Genomic DNA, 17447 nt, shown 5'->3' with positions numbered 1-17447 from the left:
CTTGCGCGCGGAACCCCGCGCGGCAGCGCTCAATAGCCGAGCGCGCAGCCGTCCTTGCGCGGATCGGAGCCGCCGGTGAGCGTGCCCTTGTCCCAGTCGATCCAGATCGCCTGCGCGCCGCCGAGCGGGCCGACCACGCTGGTGGTCTTGTGGCCGAGCTTCTTCAGGCCCTCGACGATCGCAGCCGGCACGCTGTCCTCGAGCTGATACTGGCCCTCGTAGTGCAGGCCGCGCGGCATGTCGATCGCCTCCTGCACGTCGCAGCCATAGTCGAGGATGTTGGTCACGACGCGGGTCTGGCCGACCGGCTGGTACTGCCCGCCCATCACCGCGAACGGCATCACGGAGCGGCCGCCCCTGGTGAGCAGGCTCGGCATGATCGTGTGCAGCGGCCGCTTGCCGCCGGCGATGCAGTTGGGATGGCCCGGCTGGATGCGGAAGCCGCCGGCGCGGTTCTGGAACAGGACGCCGGTCTTGTTCGAGACGATCGCCGAGCCGAAGGAATGCGCGATCGAATTGATGAACGAGCAGACGTTGCGATCCTTGTCCACGACGGTGATGTAGATCGTCGACGGATTCATCGGCGGTGCGACGTTCGGCAGGTCGAGCATGCCGTCCATGCGGATCTTGGCGATGTGCTCGTCGCAGAATTCCTTGGCAAGGATCCTGGCGACCTCGACCTGCATGTGGTCGGGATCGGCGACATGCAGCTCGCGGTGCATGTAGGCGATGCGCGCGGCTTCCGCTTCGAGATGGAAACGCTCGATGCTGAGCGGCGCGTATTTCGTCAGGTCGAACCGCGACAGGATATTCAGCATCAGCAGCATGGTGAGGCCGGGTCCGTTCGGCGGGCACTGCCAGACGTCGTAGCCCTTGTACATGGTGCCGATCGGCGTCGTCGTCTCGGTGGTGTGCGCGGCGAAATCGTCGAGCGTGTGCAGGCCGCCGATGCCCCTGAGGGTCTCGACCATGTCTTCGGCAATCGGGCCCTTGTAGAAGGCGTCGCGGCCGTCCTTGGCGATCGCGCGCAGCGTCTTGCCGAGTTCGGCCTGACGGATGACGTCGCCGGCCACCGGCGGCTTGCCGCCCGGCAACAGGTAACACACGGTGTTGGTACCGCCCTTCAGCTTCTCGAACTGGTTCTTCCAGTCGAAGGCGATGCGGGGGGCGACGACGTAGCCTTCCTCGGCCGCCTTGATCGCGGGCTGGAGCAGCCGGTCGAAGCCGAACTTGCCATGGTCGCGCAAGACGGTCGCGAACGCATCGACCACGCCGGGAATCGAGACCGCATGCGCCGAGGTCAGCGGCACCGAGTTGATCTTGCGCTCCAGGTACCAGTCGGCGTTCGCCGCCTTCGGGGCACGGCCGGAGCCGTTATAGGCGATGATCTTGCCCTCGCCGCGCGGCTGGATCAGCGCAAAGCAGTCGCCGCCGATGCCGGTCGATTGCGGCTCGATCACGCCAAGCAGGGCCGAGCCCGCAACCGCCGCGTCCACCGCGGTGCCCCCTTCGCGCAACACCTCGATCGCGGCGAGCGAGGCCTGCGGATGCGAGGTCGCCACCATCGCGTTGGTGGCGTGGACCGTGGACCTGCCTGGGAAATGAAAGTTTCTCATCGAATTCTTGCTCTCTTGGGCCCGTGGCGCGGATGGCGCGCCATCTCGGAAAAACCGGGGTTACATGACACATTCCGGCAGCTTTCGGCAATGCTGGCATACCAGGGAAATGGCTGCCATCCGCTGGGCGAATAGACCTTTCGAGGCCGGCGGCCATGCGGGTTTTCCGGGCCGCACGCGCCTGCTAAACGAACCGTCATGTCTGATCCGGATTCGATCAAGGTCGCCGCCTTCTACCAATTCGCCGCCCTCCCGGATTACCGCGAGCTGCGCGAGCCGCTGCGCGCGTTCTGTGCCGGCCTCAAGCTGAAGGGCAGCGTGCTGCTGGCGCAGGAGGGCATCAACGGCACGCTCGCCGGTGCGCCGGCGGCGATCGACGCCCTTACCCATGAGCTGGCGAACGGCGACATGTTCGGCGGCAGGCTGAACAATCTCGAATTGAAATTCTCGGCCGCCGAAGCGATGCCGTTCGGGCGGCTCAAGGTGCGGCTGAAGAAGGAGATCGTCACGCTTGGCGATACGGCTGCCGATCCGACCCGCCAGGTCGGCACCTATGTCGATGCGAGCGAATGGAACGCGCTGATCTCCGCGCCCGACATGCTGCTGCTCGACACCCGCAACGCCTTCGAGGTGGCGATGGGAACGTTCGAAGGCGCCGTCGATCCCGGCATCAGGAGCTTTGGCCAGTTCAAGGATTTTGCCGCCGTCGAGCTTGATCCGGCAAAGCACCGCAGGATCGCGATGTTCTGCACCGGCGGCATCCGCTGCGAGAAGGCGAGCGCGCACCTGCTCGCGCGCGGCTTTACCGAGGTCTATCACCTCAAGGGCGGCATTCTCAAATATCTGGAAGAGGTGCCGGAGGCGCAGAGCCGCTGGCGTGGGGAGTGCTTCGTGTTCGACGAGCGCGTCGCGCTCGGCCATGGTCTGCAAGAATCTCGCTTGCAAGAATCCGGTTTGCGCGAACGAAACAAGGATGCGACGCGTGACGAATGAGATCAAGACGCTGAGCGAGCGCATCGACACGCTTGAAACGCGCCTCGCCTACCAGGACGACACGATCGAGACGTTGAACCAGACCATCACCGCGCAGTGGAAGCAGATCGATCTGCTGACCCGGAAGATCGCAGAGCTCGGCGAGCGGCTGCACGAGGCCGAGGCCAATGCGCCTGGGCCCACCAACGAGCCTCCGCCGCATTATTGAGCCATCTTACTGGCCGGAGGCCTTGGGCAGCAGGTTCATGAGCTCGCCGGACATCACCAGGCGATCGCGGCCTGCATCCTTGGCGGCGTAGAGCGCCCGGTCGGCGGCCTCAACCAGCGAGGCCACGCCCGCCGTGCGCTCCAGCGCCGGCCGACAGGTCGCACCGCCGACCGAGGCGGTGACACATCCGGACTCCGGATTGGTCGCATGGACGAGGCCGGCCTCGTGGATGGCGCTGCGGATCCGTTCGCCGAAAAGGGCGCAGCCGGCGGCATCGGTGTTGGGCAGCAGCATGGCGAATTCCTCGCCGCCATAGCGCGCCGCCAGATCGCCGGCGCGTTGGGTCTCGGCCGCGATGATCTTTGCGACCAGACGCAGGCAGGCATCGCCCGCGGGATGGCCGTATTCGTCGTTATAGGCCTTGAAGTGATCCACATCGATCATCAGCAAAGCAAGGCTGGAGCGGTCGCGATAGGCGCGCGCCCATTCCTCTTTCAGCCGCTCGTCGAAGCGGCGGCGATTGGCAAGGCCGGTGAGGCTGTCCTCGATCGCGAGCGTCTCGAGCCTGGTTTCCAGCTTCTTGTGCTCGGTGATGTCGCGGGAGATCGCGACCACGCCGTCGACGCGGCCATTGTCCTTGCGCGTCACCCGCATGGTCGATTCCAGCCAGACTTCGCCGTTCTGCCGGTGCGAGTTGCGGTAGGTGAGACGCGCCTCCTCCCGCTCGCCACGCTTCATGGCGTCGACGATCGCCTGGACCTCCGGCAGATCCTCCGGATTGATGCCCGCGAGCGCCGGCGTGCCGATCAGTTGATTGGCGCGCCAGCCGACGACACGCGCAGACGAGGGCGAGACATAACGCAGCCGCTCGTCGAGCCCGATGCGGGTCACCATGTCGCTGGAGCCTTCGGCGAGCAGGCGGAAATGCGCCTCTTTCTCGACCAGGGCCGCGGCCATGCGCTGGCCCCGCTGCAACTGCCGCACCAGGACGGCGCCGATGATCGCAATCAGCATCACCAGCGCGGTGACGTAGAGCATGCGGGAGATTGCCGCGGCGCGCCAGGGCGCGAGCAGCTCGTCCTTGTCGACTGTGGCAAGCAGAAGGAGCGGGAAACGGCCGCTGCGCTTGAAGAAGCTGACGCGCTCGGCGCCGTCCAGGGGAGACTTGAAATAATAGGCCCCGCTCGGCCGTTGCAGGCTGGCGTCGCGGAATAATGGCTTGTCGGAAACGCTGCGTCCGACAAATGTCTCGTTGCTGGGGTTGCGCGCGATGATCAGGCCATCGCCATGCGTGAGCGACACCGAGCTGTTGCGGCCGATCTCGAACTGCTCGTAGAAATGCGAAAGATATTTTGAGCTGATGGTCGCGAGCACCACCCCGCCGAAGCTGCCGTCGGGCTTGTTGAAGCGACGCGACAGGGTGACGACCCATTCGCCGTCCAGGAGGCTCTTTACGGGACGGCCGACATAGGGCTCTCGTTTCGGGGAGAGCTGATGATAACGGAAAAACGCATCGTCGCTGAGCGTTGAGCCGATCGTGCCGGGCGAGGTCAGCCAGTTGCCCTGGTCGTCGATGATGGCGAGGCTGTGAACGCGCTCGATGGCCTTTTTGCGTACTTCCAGCAGGGTGCGCAGTTTGGCGATCGTGGCCGGTGCAGTGCCGTCCATCTCGAGTCGGCTGACGACGCCGACGACGCCGGAATCCAGCAGATCGAGGCTGTCCTCGGCATGCTGGGTCAGCGAGCGGGCGACGTTCGCCATCTCGGTCTCGGCACCCCTGAGCACCGCGTCGCGCGCAGCCCATTCGCGCCAGCCGCTGACGCCGAGGATGGTCGCGCAGGTCAGCACGACGAACGCCGCCGCGCGCAGCGGCAGGCGGCTCCATCCGGCTCTTTGGGTCGCAAGGCTCATGCGGCAGAATTCTCCGATCGTCGGAAACTCTGCTGCTTCTATTATTGAACTCTGAAATCACTACTGGAATACGCGGCCATCTCCCCGGTTTCCAGTAGTCCTACGGACACCGCGATCAGCACATCGCTAACAAGGTATTAGCAAGCCGATCGGAATCCCGGCGTCGCCTTCCGCTAGCTGAAGATCGCCTTGACCTTGTCCCAGAGCGAGGGAGCGTCAGCTTCCGCATCGGCCTTCGAGGGCGTCGGCTGGGCGGCGCTGACGGGATCAGATGCCGGGAAGGTATCTTTCAGCCCGGCATCGAGCTTGGCGTTGCGGTCGGCGGCGAGCGCTTCACGCAGATCGTCGGCGTGCTTGTCATGCGGCGCGGGATTGAATGTCTCAGCCATGATGTCCTCCATCGGCTGGTCAACGCGGCCCGATTGCGCTGGTTCCCCTGTTCCGCTGAGGGCCGGAGCGGTGTATCAGAGGCCATAACCTTGCTCAGGACCATTCGTGCCCCAATCTGCGACGAAACCTTTCATCGACGTGCTCTCCGGCCAGCGCCAGAGCATCCCGCCCATGTGGATGATGCGGCAGGCCGGCCGCTATCTGCCGGAATATCGCGATGTCCGCGCCAAGGCCGGCGGCTTCCTCGACCTGTGCTTCAACCCGGAGCTTGCGGCCGAGGTGACGCTGCAACCGATCCGCAGGTTCGGCTTCGATGCGGCGATCATCTTCTCGGACATTCTCGTGATCCCCTACGCGCTCGGACGCTCGGTGCGGTTCGAGGTCGGCGAGGGCCCGCGGCTGGATCCGCTGGATGATCCGGCGAAGGTCGCAACGCTCGCCGCGCGCGCCGACTTCGGCAAGCTCGAGCCGGTGTTCGAGGCGCTCAGGATCGTGCGCGGCACGCTCGATCAAAAGGTCGCGCTGATCGGCTTCTGCGGCGCGCCGTGGACGGTGGCGACCTACATGGTCGCGGGCCAGGGCACGCCCGACCAGGCGCCGGCGCGGATGATGGCCTACCGGCACCCGGAGGCGTTCGCTGAAATCATCGACGTGCTGGTCGAGAACTCGATTCAATATCTGCTGGCGCAGCTCGCCGCCGGCGCCAATGCCTTGCAGATCTTCGACACCTGGGCCGGCGTGCTGCCGCCGGCCGAGTTCGCGCGCTGGTCGGTCGAGCCGACGCGCCGCATCGTGGAGGGCGTGCGGGCCAAGGTGCCGGATGCGAAGATCATCGGCTTCCCCCGCGGCGCCGGTGCGCAATTGCCGGGCTATGTCGAGGCGACCGGCGTCAATGCGGTCAGCATCGACTGGACCGCGGAGCCCGGCTTCATTCGCGAACGCGTGCAAAGCAAGGTCGCCGTGCAGGGCAATCTCGATCCGCTGGTGCTGATCACGGGCGGCGCCGCGCTCGACCGCGCGGTCGACAACACGCTGGCGAATTTTGCCCAAGGGCGGCTGATCTTCAATCTCGGCCACGGCATCCAGCCGGAAACGCCGATCGCCCATGTCGAGCAGATGATCAAGCGCGTGCGGGGCTAATTCGCCCGCCCCCAACGGGGCGGAAACAAAAAACGCGAAAACAACCCCATGCACAGTAGACAAGTCATTGAAAAAGCTGGGCCGGCAAGACCCGACTCACGAGCCGCGTTTGACACGTCGGGCAAAACAGGCGCACGCCCGCATGATCTCGTGATCGCGGCAGCCTAGCGCGGCCGGCTGCGCTCGATGATCTCGGCGGCGCCCTTCGTCAGCAGATCCAGACCCACGGCACGGCCGAGCTCGCGCGGGCGATTGGCGGGGCCTGCGCGCGAAGCCTCGATAATGACGTTGCCGGAAAGATCGAGCACGGATGCGGTGAGCGACATCTGATCGCCCGCGATGGTCGAGAAGCCCGCCACCGGCGAATTGCAGTGGCCGTTCAGCACCCACAGCACCTCGCGCTCGGCGTCCGCGCTGGCATGCGCGGCGGGATCGTCGATCGACGACAGGATCTGCCGCGTTTGCCAGTCCTGCGCGGCGCATTCGACCGCGACGATGCCCTGCCCCGCCGCCGGCAGCATCTCGGCCGCGGTGAACTCATAGGCGATGCGGCCGGCGAGGCCGACACGGTCGAGCCCCGAACGCGCCATGATCAGCGCATCGGCCGGTCCCACCGTGCCGCCATCCGGCAGGCGCTGCTTCTCGCCATTGTCGAGCTTTCGCACGCGCGTGTCGGCGGCGCCGCGGAAGTGGATCACGTCTACATCCGGAAACAGGCGTCGCGCGTAAGCGGCGCGACGGACCGCATTGGTGCCGATTTTGAAACCCTTGCCGCGGGACTGGCGCAGCGCCTCCAGCGTCACGCCGTCGCGCAGCACCAGCGCGTCGCTCGGCGGATCGCGGGACAGCGTGGCGCCGATGACGAGGCCGGGCGTATCCTCATTGCCCGGCATGTCCTTCAGCGAGTGCATCGCCGCCTGCAATTCGCCCGACAGCACGGCGGCGCGGATCTGCGCCACAAAGGCGCCGCCCTTGCCGCCATGCGGCAGGAGCTTGCTGGTCTGATCGAGATCGCCCGTGGTGTCGAACTTGACGATCTCGACGTCGAGACCGGGCACGGCGGCGGTCAGGCGGCGCGCGATCTCTTCCGTCTGTGCCAGCGCCATTGTGCTCTTGCGTGTGCCGATCCGAAATCGAGTAGCCAAGTCCAAACCCTCTCAAGACGCGAATTTACCGCGCATCCTCCAATATCATGTCGGAGGCCTTTTCGGCGATCATGATGATCGGCGCGTTGGTGTTCCCCGAGACGAGGTCCGGCATGACCGAGCCGTCGACGACGCGAAGGCCTTCGAGCCCCCTCACCTTCAGCCGCTGGTCGACCACCGCGAGCGCATCATTGCCCATACGACAGGTCGAGGTCGGATGGTAGATGGTGCTGCCGCGCTCGCGGCAATATTCCAGCAGCTCGGCGTCCGTGGATACCTTCGCCCCGGGATCGTACTCATTGACAACGAATGGCTTCAGCGCCGGCGCATTCAAGATCTTGCGCAGGATCTTCAGACCTTCGACGTTGGTGGTGCGGTCGGTCTCGGTCGACATGTAGTTGATGCGGATCTCCGGCGGCACCGTCGGATCGGCGCTTCGGATGCGCAAGGTCCCGCGGCTTTCAGGACGGAGCTGGCACACAGAGGCGGTGAAGCCGGAGAAATCGTGCAGCTTCTCGCCCATCTTGTCGGTCGAGAACGGCAGGAAGTGCACCTGGATGTCGGGCGAAGCCAGTCGCGGGCTGGTCTTGAAGAACGCGCCCGCCGTGCCGGCCGCAATGGTCAGCCACCCCTTGCGAAACAGCGCATAGCGCGCGCCGGCCATGGTGCGGCGGAGCGGATGATTGACGGTGTCGTTGAGCGTGATCTTCTGCGAGCAGCGCATCACGATGCGGACCTGCATGTGGTCCTGGAGGTCGTGACCGACGCCCGGCGCGTCCAGCACGACATCGATGCCGTGCTTGCGCAGGAGATCGCCAGGGCCGACGCCGGAGAGCTGCAGCAGTTGCGGCGAGTTGTAGGCGCCGCTCGACAGCACGATCTCTCTGCGCGCGCGGGCCCGGCGCACATCTGCGCCTTGCCGATATTCGACGCCGACGGCGCGGCGGCCCTCGAACAGCACGCGCTGGCCGAGCGCGCCAGTTTCCACCTTGAGATTGCCGCGGGTTCTTGCCGGGCCGAGATAGGCCACCGACGTCGAGGCGCGCCGGCCGTTGCGCGTCGTGGTCTGGAACAGGCCGACGCCTTCCTGCGTGGCGCCGTTGAAATCGGGGTTGTAGGGCAGACCGGTCTCGACCGCTGCGTCGATGAAGGCCTTTGACAACGGATCGGTCACGACCATGTTGGAGACAGGCAGGGGCCCGCCGCTGCCATGATACTGGTCGGCCCCCCGCGACTGATTTTCGGCCTTCTTGAAATAGGGCAGCACGTCGTCATAGCCCCAGCCGGTGTTGCCGAGCTGGCGCCAGCGGTCGTAGTCTTCGTGCTGACCGCGGACATAGAGCAGGCCGTTGATCGAGCTCGATCCGCCCAGCGTCTTGCCGCGCGGCTGGAACACCTGGCGTCCCTTCAGCTCGGGCTCCGGCTCGGTCTGGTACATCCAGTTGACGGACTTCTCCTTGAACAGCTTGCCGTAGCCGAGCGGCACGTGGATCCAGATGTTGGAATCCTTCGGGCCGGCCTCGAGCAGCAGCACGCTGTGCTTGCCGTTCGCCGAGAGCCTGTTGGCGAGCACGCAGCCGGCGGAGCCGGCGCCGACGATGATGTAGTCGAATTCGGGATCGGACGGCGCGAGGGAGGAGTTTATGGTCATGTCTTGTCAGTCTTCTTGTTGGTTGGGGCGTTTCCGTCCGCGTGGCTTAGCACAATCATTCCCGCAGGCGCAGCGCCTCGACCAGCGACTTGAACGCACGGGCATATTCCGCGCCTGCCCTTGCGATATCAGCGCGTCCGGCGCAGGCGACCGCGGCCTCCGTCACCGCGCCGAGCAGCAGGCGGGCGAGCGGCTCGACCGGCTGCTTTGCGATGAGGCCAGCCTCCATCGCCACCGAGAGCGCACGTGGCAGCTTGCCGCCGAAATGCTGCGCGTCGATCTCGCGCCAGCGCTCCCAGCCGAGCACGGCCGGGCCGTCGCGCAGGATGATCTGGCCGGTCGGGCCCTTGGCGGTCGCCGCGAAATAATGCTGCGTGCCGGCGACCATCGCGGCGAGCACGTCCTTCTCGGCGCGAGCCGTGCCATCGATCTCGACGACGAGGTCGCGCGAAACCTGGTCGAACACGGCTTCGAACACCGCCTCCTTGGTCTTGAAGTGATGATAGACCGCGCCCTTGGCGACGTGGGCTGCTTCCGCGATCTCGTCCATGGTGGTGGCTGTAAAGCCTTGCGTCCCGAACAGGCGGCGCGCCGCCGACAGGATCGCTTCCGATGTCGCCGCCCGCCGCTCCGCCTGTTTCGCCATGGCTCTCGTCTAGTCGAATTCGGCAGGGGCGGCCAGTTGACTTTTTGACCCTCGGTCGGTATTTTACCGACTGTCAGTCGGTTTTAATCGCGAGGTTTGCCATGCCGAGCCGTGACGTCGTCGAAGCTTTTGCGCAGCGGCTGGAGGCCGGGGATTTCATCGGCGCGATCGAGCAGTTCTGCACGCCCGACGCCGCGACCTATGAGAACAACGGCGCCCCGACGATCGGCCGTGACAAGCTCGTCGCCAAGGAGCGTGCCGTGCTGGCGGCCTCGAAAGAGGTCAGGGCCGTCCGCATCGGACCGAGCCTGATCGACGGCGACCACGTGGCGACGCGCTGGACGTTCAGCTTCACCAACGCAGAGGGTGTCTCACGAACGCTGGACGAGATCGCGTGGCAAACCTGGCGCGGCGACAAGCTGATCGAAGAGCGGTTCTATTACGATCCGAAGCAGCTGGGGCGGTGACGACGTCTCTCCACACAGGTGTCATCGCCCGGCTTGACCGGGCGATCGAGTATTCCAGAGACGGTTGTGATTCCTCGATAGGCCGCGGCGTACTGGATGCCCCGGTCAAGCCGGGGCATGACGGCGAGCTAGTGGGGAGCGCCCTGCTCTCGTTACAGCCGTAATCCGAAGTCTGCATTTGTATCGATTTGTTATCGATATCACGTCACGAACACGCGGAAGTGGTCGCGGCGAGCGCCGCAGTCAGGGATAATTCATAGTTCGTCAAAGGTTTGCGGCGAATTTCCCTGAAGGAGCCGACCAACGGCCCGTCCTGCTAGGCTCTGAAATGCGGACTCAAACGACCAGCTATGTCGCGCGGCTGTTCGCGGGCGATTTATCGGCCTTTGGCGGTCCCGCAACCGACGAAGCCGTGGCCGGCCATATCCGCGCCGAGCAGATGTCGCTGGTGCTCGGCTATTCGGTCGGCATCATGCTCGCCAATGCCTGCAACGCCATCGTGCTCGCCATCGCATTGTGGCAGTCGCCGGACAGGATATCCGCCCTGATCTGGGCCGCCGCCGTCGCCAGCGCCGCGATCGCATTCGGCCTGCAATCCCGCGCGGCGCGCCGCATCACCAAGCCGCAATTCGTCTCGCGCCGCGCCATGCACCGGCTGGTGCGAAACGCCTTCGTCCTCGGCACCGCCTGGGGCATCGTCCCGGTCGCCTTCTTCGACAGTGCTTCGACCGGCGGCCAGCTCGTCATCACCTGCCTGTGCTCGGGCATGCTGGCCGGCGGTGCGCTCGCCTTCGCCACCATCCCGATCGCAGCGATCGCCTTCACCGCCCCGATCTTCGTCGGGATCGCGATCTGCCTCGGCAGGAACGGCGATCTGGCCTTTCTGCTGATCGCCTTCCTCGTCGTGGTCTATGGCAGCGTGCTGATCCGCGGCGTGTTCGTCAATTCCTTCTCGTTCGCGCGGCGCGTGATGCGGCAGATCGAGGCGGAGCGCACGGTGCGGCTGGACCCTCTGACCCACCTGCCCAACCGCGTCGCCTTCAACGAGACGCTCGAGGCCGCGCTCAAGCGACTGGCATTGTCCGGCGAGGAGTTTGCGGTGCTGCTGCTCGATCTCGATCGCTTCAAGGAGGTCAACGACAAGTTCGGCCATCCCGCCGGCGACGAATTCCTGGTCCAGGTCGCAAGCCGCCTGCGACGCTGCACGCGCGCCGCCGAGCATGTCGCGCGCATCGGCGGCGACGAGTTCGCGCTGGTGATGGCCAATCTGGCGCGTCCCGAGGATGCCCTCGAAATCGCCGAACGCTTCGTCGCGGCCTTCACTGAGCCGTTCCGCATCGAGGGCCGCCAGATCGGGGGCGCGACCAGCGTCGGCATCGTGCTGGCGCCGCGCGACGGCACCACACCGCTTGACGTCATGAAGAATGCCGATGCCGCGCTCTACCGCGCCAAGAAGGCGGGACCTGGCACGATCCGCTTCTTTGAGGCCAGCGACGACAGGGTGTCACGCGATCGCAAGGCGCTGCAATCCGACCTCGAGGGCGCGATCGCGCGAGACGAGCTGTTCCTCGTGTTCCAGCCGTTCCTCGATCTCGACCAAAGCCGGATCACCGGTTTCGAGGCGCTGCTGCGCTGGCAACATCCTGAGCGCGGACTGGTGCCGCCGAGCGAATTCATCCCGATTGCGGAAGAGACCGGACTAATCCACGAGATCGGCGAATGGGTCGTCCGCCGCGCCTGCGCGACGGTTGCCGAGTGGCCGGACGAGATCAGGGTCGCCGTCAACTTCTCGGCCGCGCAGTTTCATAACGCCGGCATCCTCCAGATCATCGTGCAGGCGCTGGCGGACGCGAAGATCTCGCCGCACCGGCTCGAGATCGAGATCACGGAATCGATGCTGCTGTCGAAATACGGCTCGGCCGAGCCGGTTCTGAACGCGCTGCTGCAGCTCGGCGTCACGGTCGCGCTGGACGATTTCGGGACGGGTTTCTCCTCCCTCACCTATTTGCGCAAGCTGCCGTTCAGCCGCATCAAGATCGACCAGTCCTTCATCCGCGACATGCTGGTGCAGCCGGACTGTGCCGCCATCGTCAAGTCAGTGATCTCGCTCGCGCGCGACCTGCGCATCGCCGTCGTCGCAGAAGGCGTCGAGACCGCCGACCAGCTCGACTATCTCAGGCAGATCAGTTGCGACGAGGTCCAGGGCTATCTGATCAGCCGGCCGGTGTCGGTGGATGGCGTGCTGGCGCTGCTGGACAGGAAGAAGCTTCGGGCGACGTTTGCGGCGTAGGTCACTTGCGGCTGACGCTTCGTAGCCCGGATGGAGCGAAGCGCAATCCGGGACGAGTGCGCGCCGGAGCAAGACCGCCCCGGATTTCGCTCCGCTCCATCCGGGCTACAATCCTTCAGACCCTGCCGGGTCTCGAGAGGCTGCCTCAGATCGCATCCGCCCGCAGCAGCGTGTCCACCGTGATGGTGCCCCGCGCGCGGGAGACGCAGGCGCAGATCTTCTGGTTGCTTTGCTTCTGATGGTCGCTGAAGAAGACGTCGCGATGGTCGATCTCGCCGTCGACCTCGACCACGTCGATGGCGCACAGGCCGCATTCGCCGCGCTTGCAGTCGTACATCACGTCGTGACCGCTGGCGTTGAGCACGTCCAGCATCGAGCGCTCGCGCGGGATTTCGAGCTCGACATCGGAGCCCTTCAGGCGCACGCGAAACGTCTCGGTCGGCAGCGTGCCGCTGGAGCCGAAGGTCTCGTAGCGGAGATCGGGCAGCGGATGGCCCGCGCCGATCCAGGCGTGGCGTGCGGCATCGAGCATGCGCATCGGGCCGCAGAACAGCGACAGCGTGCCTTGCGGCAATGACGCGAACACCGCATCGAGGTCGAGCCGTTTGCCTTCATCGCTGGCATGAACGACCAGGCGATCGCCGAGAATTCCGGCGAGATCGTCGAGATAGGCAGCCTCGCCGCGCGAGCGCACCGCATAATGCAGCGTGACGTCAGCCCCGCGCCGCGCCAGCGCCTGCGCGGCGCCGAGGATCGGCGTGATGCCGATGCCGCCGGCGATCAGGCAATAATTTTCACGGGACCAGTCCACCGCAAGCAGCGAAGCGGGCTGCGTGATGTCGAGCCGCGCGCCCGGCGCGAGCTGCCACATGTAGCGCGAGCCGCCGCGGGAATCATCGGCACGGCGCACCGCGATCTTGAAGCCGGTCGAGATGGCTTCGCCGACCAGCGAATAGGACCGCGTCTCCGGCAGGCCGTCGATGGTCACGCTGACATTGATGTGGCTGCCGACCGGATAGGCGGCGGCGTCGAACTGATCCGGCCGGATCAGGAATTCGCGGATGCCGGGGGCAAGATCGCGCGTCGAAACGAGCGTTGCCGGAATCCAGGTTTCGATGAAGCGCATGATGACTGCCCTCAATCGGTTGTGGTCTTGATCAGTGCGAGCGCCGGCAAGAGGTCGAGATGGGTGCGGTTGCGCAGCGCGAGGCGCAGATTGCGCACCGCCAGCCGCGCATGCTCGCGCATGACGGCTTCGGCACGCGCGCCTTCGCGGTTCTCGATGGCGTCGATCACGACACGGTGGTGCTCCTGCCCGATGATCAGGATCTGCTGCGCCTCGGGCAGCGCCGATTGCGCCATCACGAAGCCGCTCGGGGATGCGAACGGCAGCGCCGAGGCGCGGTCGATCTGGCGGATCAAGGGTGGGCTGCGCGACAATTCCGTGAGCAGGGCGTGAAAGCGCGCGTTCAGCGTGACATAGGACGAGAACGCCTCGATCGAGATCGGCACCTGCCGCAGCAGTTCGTCGATCGCGGCAAGGCACTCCTTGAGCGGCTCCAGCTCGCGCGCGGAGACGCCGCTCTCGGCGGCGAAGCGCGCAGCGAGCCCTTCCAGCGTGCCGCGCAGCTCGATGGAATCGGAGATGTCGCGCTCCGAAAACGCCTTCACCATGAAGCCGCCGGACGGGATCGCCTCCAGCAGGCCTTCCTCCTCCAGTCGCACCAGCGCCATGCGCACGGGGGTGCGCGAGGCTCCGGTGGTCTCTACCGCCTGGAGCTCGGAGATGCGCTCGCCCGGACGTAGGGAGCCGGACAGGATCTGGTCGCGCAGCGCAAGCTGCGCCTTCACAGTCTGCGAGACGGAGCGGTCGACCTCACGTTCGGCCATGATCTACTCCGCCGCCTGAAGGTGCTGCGGCCCGTTTTCCTTGGCCACCATCCTGTCGATCAGCTTGCGCGTCCACATCGCGCCGGCGTCGATGTTGAGGTTATAGAAGATGCGATCGGGGTTCTCATCCATGGCGCGCTGCTGCGCCTCGAGGATCAGCTCGTCCTCGTGGAAGATGCCGGAAACGCCCTCGCGGATCTCGGAGGTGATGCGCTGCTCACCGATCTGATAGTTGCGCACGAAGGCCCAGAAATAGTGGCAGGTCTTCTCGGTCTCCGGCGTGATGGTGTTGAGCACGAAGCCGTTGACGCCCTGCGAGCGGTCGCCTTCCGGCGCGCCGGTGCCTGTGGGCGCCACGCCGACGTCGATCGCGATGGTGCAGGGAGCCTCGAAACGGATGATCTGCCAGCGATCGACGGGGCCGGACTTGCCGAGTTGTTTCGCCCAGAACGGCGGCGGCTCGATGTTCCGCATCCAGCGCGTCACCGTGACCGTCTTCTCACCATGGGTGACGTCGAACGGCGCCTCCGCCACCGCCTCGTTGCCGATGGAGGAGCCGTGCACGAAGGTCTCGTGGGTGAGATCCATGAGATTGTCGAGCACGAGGCGATAGTCGCATTTGACGTGGATGGTCTTGCCGTCGCCGGCCCAGGCCGGATCGTGATTCCAGTGCATGTCGGGGACCAGCGCGGGATCGGCCAGCGCGGGATCGCCCATCCAGAGCCAGATGTAGCGGTGGCGCTCGACCACGGGATAGGCGCGGACGCAGGCCGACGGATTGATGGTCTCCTGCGAGGGCATGAAGGTGCAGCGTCCCTGTGCATTGTATTTGAGGCCGTGGTAGCCGCAGACGACGGTGTCGCCTTCGAGCCGGCCCTTGGACAGCGGCACCAAGCGGTGCCAGCAGGCATCCTCAAGCGCCGCGACCGAGCCGTCGGCCTTCCGGTACATCACGACATGCTTGCCGCAGATCGTTCGCGGCAGCAGCGCAGCTTTCACGTCCGCGTCCCAGGCCGCGGCGTACCAGGCGTTCATCGGGAAGGGCTTTGTCATTGTCTCACTCCCACCGCTTGTGAATACGTTATGTATACAATAGCGGAGGCAAAGAAAGGTTCAAGTGGCAATTTTGCTGTATTATAATACCTTTACGTATTTTGATGTATACACACAAGGTAGCGGGTCATTCCCCGCGAAAGCGGGGAATCCAGTACTCCGCAGCGGGCATGAGACTCACACAACTGGAGCCGCGGCGTACTGGATCACCCGCTTTCGCGGGTGATGACAGCGGTGGATGCGGCAAGCGGTCCGCTTCGGAGCGGCAGAGGTATCCCTGCGGGCAGCAGCGAGAGCCGTAAGCGTTCGGCCCCTTAAGCGCCGAACACCTTCGCCAGGCCTGCCTTGGCCTCTTCCTGAATCCGCGTCAGGTGCTCGGGGCTGCGGAAACTCTCGGCGTAGATCTTGTAGACATCCTCGGTCCCTGACGGCCGCGCGGCGAACCAGCCGTAGTCAGTCTCGACCTTGATGCCGCCAAACGGCTGGCCGTTGCCGGGCGCCTTGCTCAGCGTTGAGCGGACGGGGTCGCCGGCGAGATCCTTCAGGCCGAGCTGCTCGGGCGTGACGGATTTGAGGATGTTCTTTTGCGGCCCGGTCGCGGCGACGTCGATACGCGCGTAATGCGGCACGCCGAACTCGGCGGTGAGATCATTGAAGAGCTGGCTGGGATCGCGGCCGGTCTTGGCCATGATCTCCGCTGCGAGCAGGCCAAGGATGACGCCGTCCTTGTCGGTGGTCCACACCCCGCCATCGCGGCGCAGGAACGAGGCCCCTGCACTCTCCTCGCCGCCGAAGCCGAAGCCGCCGGTGAGGAGGCCGTCGACGAACCATTTGAAGCCGACCGGCGTCTCGACCAGCTTGCGGCCGAGCTTCTTGGCGACGCGGTCGATGATCGAGCTCGACACCACGGTCTTGCCGATCGCGGCATCCCGGCTCCAGTTCGGGCGGTGCGCGAACAGATAGGAGATCGCGGTCGCGAGATAATGGTTCGGATTCATCAGGCCGCCGGTGCGCGTCACGATGCCGTGGCGATCGGCGTCGGTGTCGTTGGCAAAGGCGACGTCGAAGCGGTCGCGCATCCCGATCAGGCTCGCCATCGCATAAGGCGATGAGCAGTCCATGCGGATCTTGCCATCCCAGTCCACCGTCATGAAGCGGAAGGTCGGGTCGATCGCCTCGTTCACCACGGTTGCCTTCAGGCCGTAACGCTCGATGATCGGATGCCAGTAATGCACGGCGGCGCCGCCGAGCGGATCGATGCCGATCTTGATGCCGGCGGATTTGACGAGGTCGAGATCGACGACATTGCCGAGATCGGCGACGTAGGGCGTGACGAAGTCATAGGCATGGACGTTCGAAGACTTCAGCGCCTTGGCATAGTCGATGCGCTTCACGCCCTTGAGGCCGTCGGCGAGATAGGCATTGGCGCGCTTCTCGACGACACCAGTCACATCGGTGTCGGCCGGGCCGCCATGCGGCGGATTGTATTTGTAGCCGCCATCCTCCGGCGGATTGTGCGAGGGCGTGATGACGACGCCGTCGGCGAGACCGCTGGTACGGCCCTTGTTGTAGGTGAGGATCGCGTGCGAGATCACCGGCGTCGGCGTGTAGCCGCCGTCCTTGTCGATCATGATGTCGACGCCGTTGGCGGCGAACACCTCGACGGCGCTGACCAGTGCCGGCTCGGCCAGCGCGTGGGTGTCGATGCCGATGAACAGCGGTCCGGTCAGGCCCTTTTCCCGCCTGTAGTCGCAAATGGCCTGCGTGGTCGCGAGGATGTGGCCTTCGTTGAAAGTGTTCTTGAACGAGGTGCCGCGATGGCCGGAGGTGCCGAACGCCACGCGCTGCGCGGGATCTGTGACATCGGGCTTGCCGGCAAAATAGGCCGTCACCAGCCGCGGAATATTGGTGAGCGCGTCCGGCGAAGCCTGCTTGCCCGCCGCGGGATGAACATCAGCCACTGAACTATCCTCGTCGTTGTCAAATTGAGGCCCTGCCGCACCATAGCATTGGGCTTGCACACGCCAACTCAAAAGCCATCGGCCGA

15 protein-coding genes are annotated in these 17447 nt (G+C 65.4%); 5 read left to right on the top strand and 10 right to left on the bottom strand.

Translation table 11 applies throughout. The features are described from left to right. Positions 1-29: 29 nt before the first annotated feature. A complete protein-coding gene (gene ggt / locus A3AS_RS0141100; protein ID WP_018323233.1) occupies positions 30-1616 on the bottom strand; it encodes a gamma-glutamyltransferase in 1587 nt (528 codons plus the stop codon). Positions 1617-1814: 198 nt separating this feature from the next. Here ggt and A3AS_RS0141095 point away from each other — a divergent pair, with 198 nt between their 5' ends. Further along, complete coding sequence (locus tag A3AS_RS0141095; RefSeq protein WP_018323232.1) at positions 1815-2609, top strand: rhodanese-related sulfurtransferase; 795 nt, start codon at positions 1815-1817, stop codon at positions 2607-2609. Then, entirely contained in the window at positions 2599-2817 is a 219-nt protein-coding gene (locus A3AS_RS0141090) for a SlyX family protein (protein ID WP_026202891.1), read from the top strand. Before A3AS_RS0141095 ends, A3AS_RS0141090 begins: the two co-directional genes overlap by 11 nt. Before the next feature lie 6 nt (positions 2818-2823). Here A3AS_RS0141090 and A3AS_RS0141085 read toward each other — a convergent pair whose 3' ends face one another. Beyond that, the gene (locus A3AS_RS0141085) at positions 2824-4728 is read right to left on the bottom strand and encodes a diguanylate cyclase (protein ID WP_018323230.1); all 1905 of its coding nucleotides are present in this window, start codon (positions 4726-4728) and stop codon (positions 2824-2826) included. A gap of 173 nt (positions 4729-4901) precedes the next feature. After that, the gene (locus A3AS_RS0141080; protein ID WP_026202890.1) at positions 4902-5117 is read right to left on the bottom strand and encodes a hypothetical protein; all 216 of its coding nucleotides are present in this window, start codon (positions 5115-5117) and stop codon (positions 4902-4904) included. Positions 5118-5223: 106 nt separating this feature from the next. Here A3AS_RS0141080 and hemE point away from each other — a divergent pair, with 106 nt between their 5' ends. Continuing rightward, positions 5224-6258 (top strand): uroporphyrinogen decarboxylase, encoded by a 1035-nt coding sequence (gene hemE, locus A3AS_RS0141075; RefSeq protein WP_018323228.1) that lies wholly within the window; start codon positions 5224-5226, stop codon positions 6256-6258. Between the two features lie 164 nt (positions 6259-6422). Here hemE and hemC read toward each other — a convergent pair whose 3' ends face one another. From hemC to A3AS_RS0141060, 3 genes are read right to left on the bottom strand one after another with little or no spacing between them, the layout of a single operon-like run. Beyond that, entirely contained in the window at positions 6423-7403 is a 981-nt protein-coding gene (hemC, locus tag A3AS_RS0141070; RefSeq protein ID WP_018323227.1) for a hydroxymethylbilane synthase, read from the bottom strand. A 25-nt stretch (positions 7404-7428) separates the two neighbouring features. After that, positions 7429-9054 (bottom strand): GMC family oxidoreductase, encoded by a 1626-nt coding sequence (locus tag A3AS_RS0141065; RefSeq protein WP_018323226.1) that lies wholly within the window; start codon positions 9052-9054, stop codon positions 7429-7431. Between the two features lie 55 nt (positions 9055-9109). Then, positions 9110-9700: a TetR/AcrR family transcriptional regulator gene (locus A3AS_RS0141060; protein WP_018323225.1), complete on the bottom strand. Its 591-nt coding sequence runs from the start codon at positions 9698-9700 to the stop codon at positions 9110-9112. A 101-nt stretch (positions 9701-9801) separates the two neighbouring features. On the opposite strand from A3AS_RS0141060, the gene A3AS_RS0141055 reads away from it, so the two are divergent. Both A3AS_RS0141055 and A3AS_RS0141050 read left to right on the top strand, forming a co-directional pair. After that, positions 9802-10167: a nuclear transport factor 2 family protein gene (locus tag A3AS_RS0141055; protein WP_018323224.1), complete on the top strand. Its 366-nt coding sequence runs from the start codon at positions 9802-9804 to the stop codon at positions 10165-10167. Between the two features lie 328 nt (positions 10168-10495). After that, positions 10496-12457, top strand: coding sequence for a bifunctional diguanylate cyclase/phosphodiesterase (locus tag A3AS_RS0141050; RefSeq protein WP_018323223.1), 1962 nt, complete (start codon positions 10496-10498; stop codon positions 12455-12457). A 145-nt stretch (positions 12458-12602) separates the two neighbouring features. Here A3AS_RS0141050 and A3AS_RS0141045 read toward each other — a convergent pair whose 3' ends face one another. From A3AS_RS0141045 to pgm, 4 genes are all read right to left on the bottom strand, one after another. After that, entirely contained in the window at positions 12603-13583 is a 981-nt protein-coding gene (locus tag A3AS_RS0141045; protein WP_018323222.1) for a PDR/VanB family oxidoreductase, read from the bottom strand. A gap of 11 nt (positions 13584-13594) precedes the next feature. Continuing rightward, complete coding sequence (locus A3AS_RS0141040; protein WP_018323221.1) at positions 13595-14347, bottom strand: GntR family transcriptional regulator; 753 nt, start codon at positions 14345-14347, stop codon at positions 13595-13597. Between the two features lie 3 nt (positions 14348-14350). After that, positions 14351-15400 (bottom strand): aromatic ring-hydroxylating dioxygenase subunit alpha, encoded by a 1050-nt coding sequence (locus A3AS_RS0141035; protein ID WP_018323220.1) that lies wholly within the window; start codon positions 15398-15400, stop codon positions 14351-14353. A 314-nt stretch (positions 15401-15714) separates the two neighbouring features. Next, positions 15715-17361, bottom strand: coding sequence for a phosphoglucomutase (alpha-D-glucose-1,6-bisphosphate-dependent) (gene pgm, locus A3AS_RS0141030; RefSeq protein ID WP_018323219.1), 1647 nt, complete (start codon positions 17359-17361; stop codon positions 15715-15717). Positions 17362-17447 lie beyond the last annotated feature (86 nt).

The organism is Bradyrhizobium sp. WSM2793 (genome assembly GCF_000379585.1).
Lineage (GTDB): Bacteria > Pseudomonadota > Alphaproteobacteria > Rhizobiales > Xanthobacteraceae > Bradyrhizobium.
This window is presented reverse-complemented; position numbering and strand designations above follow the sequence as displayed.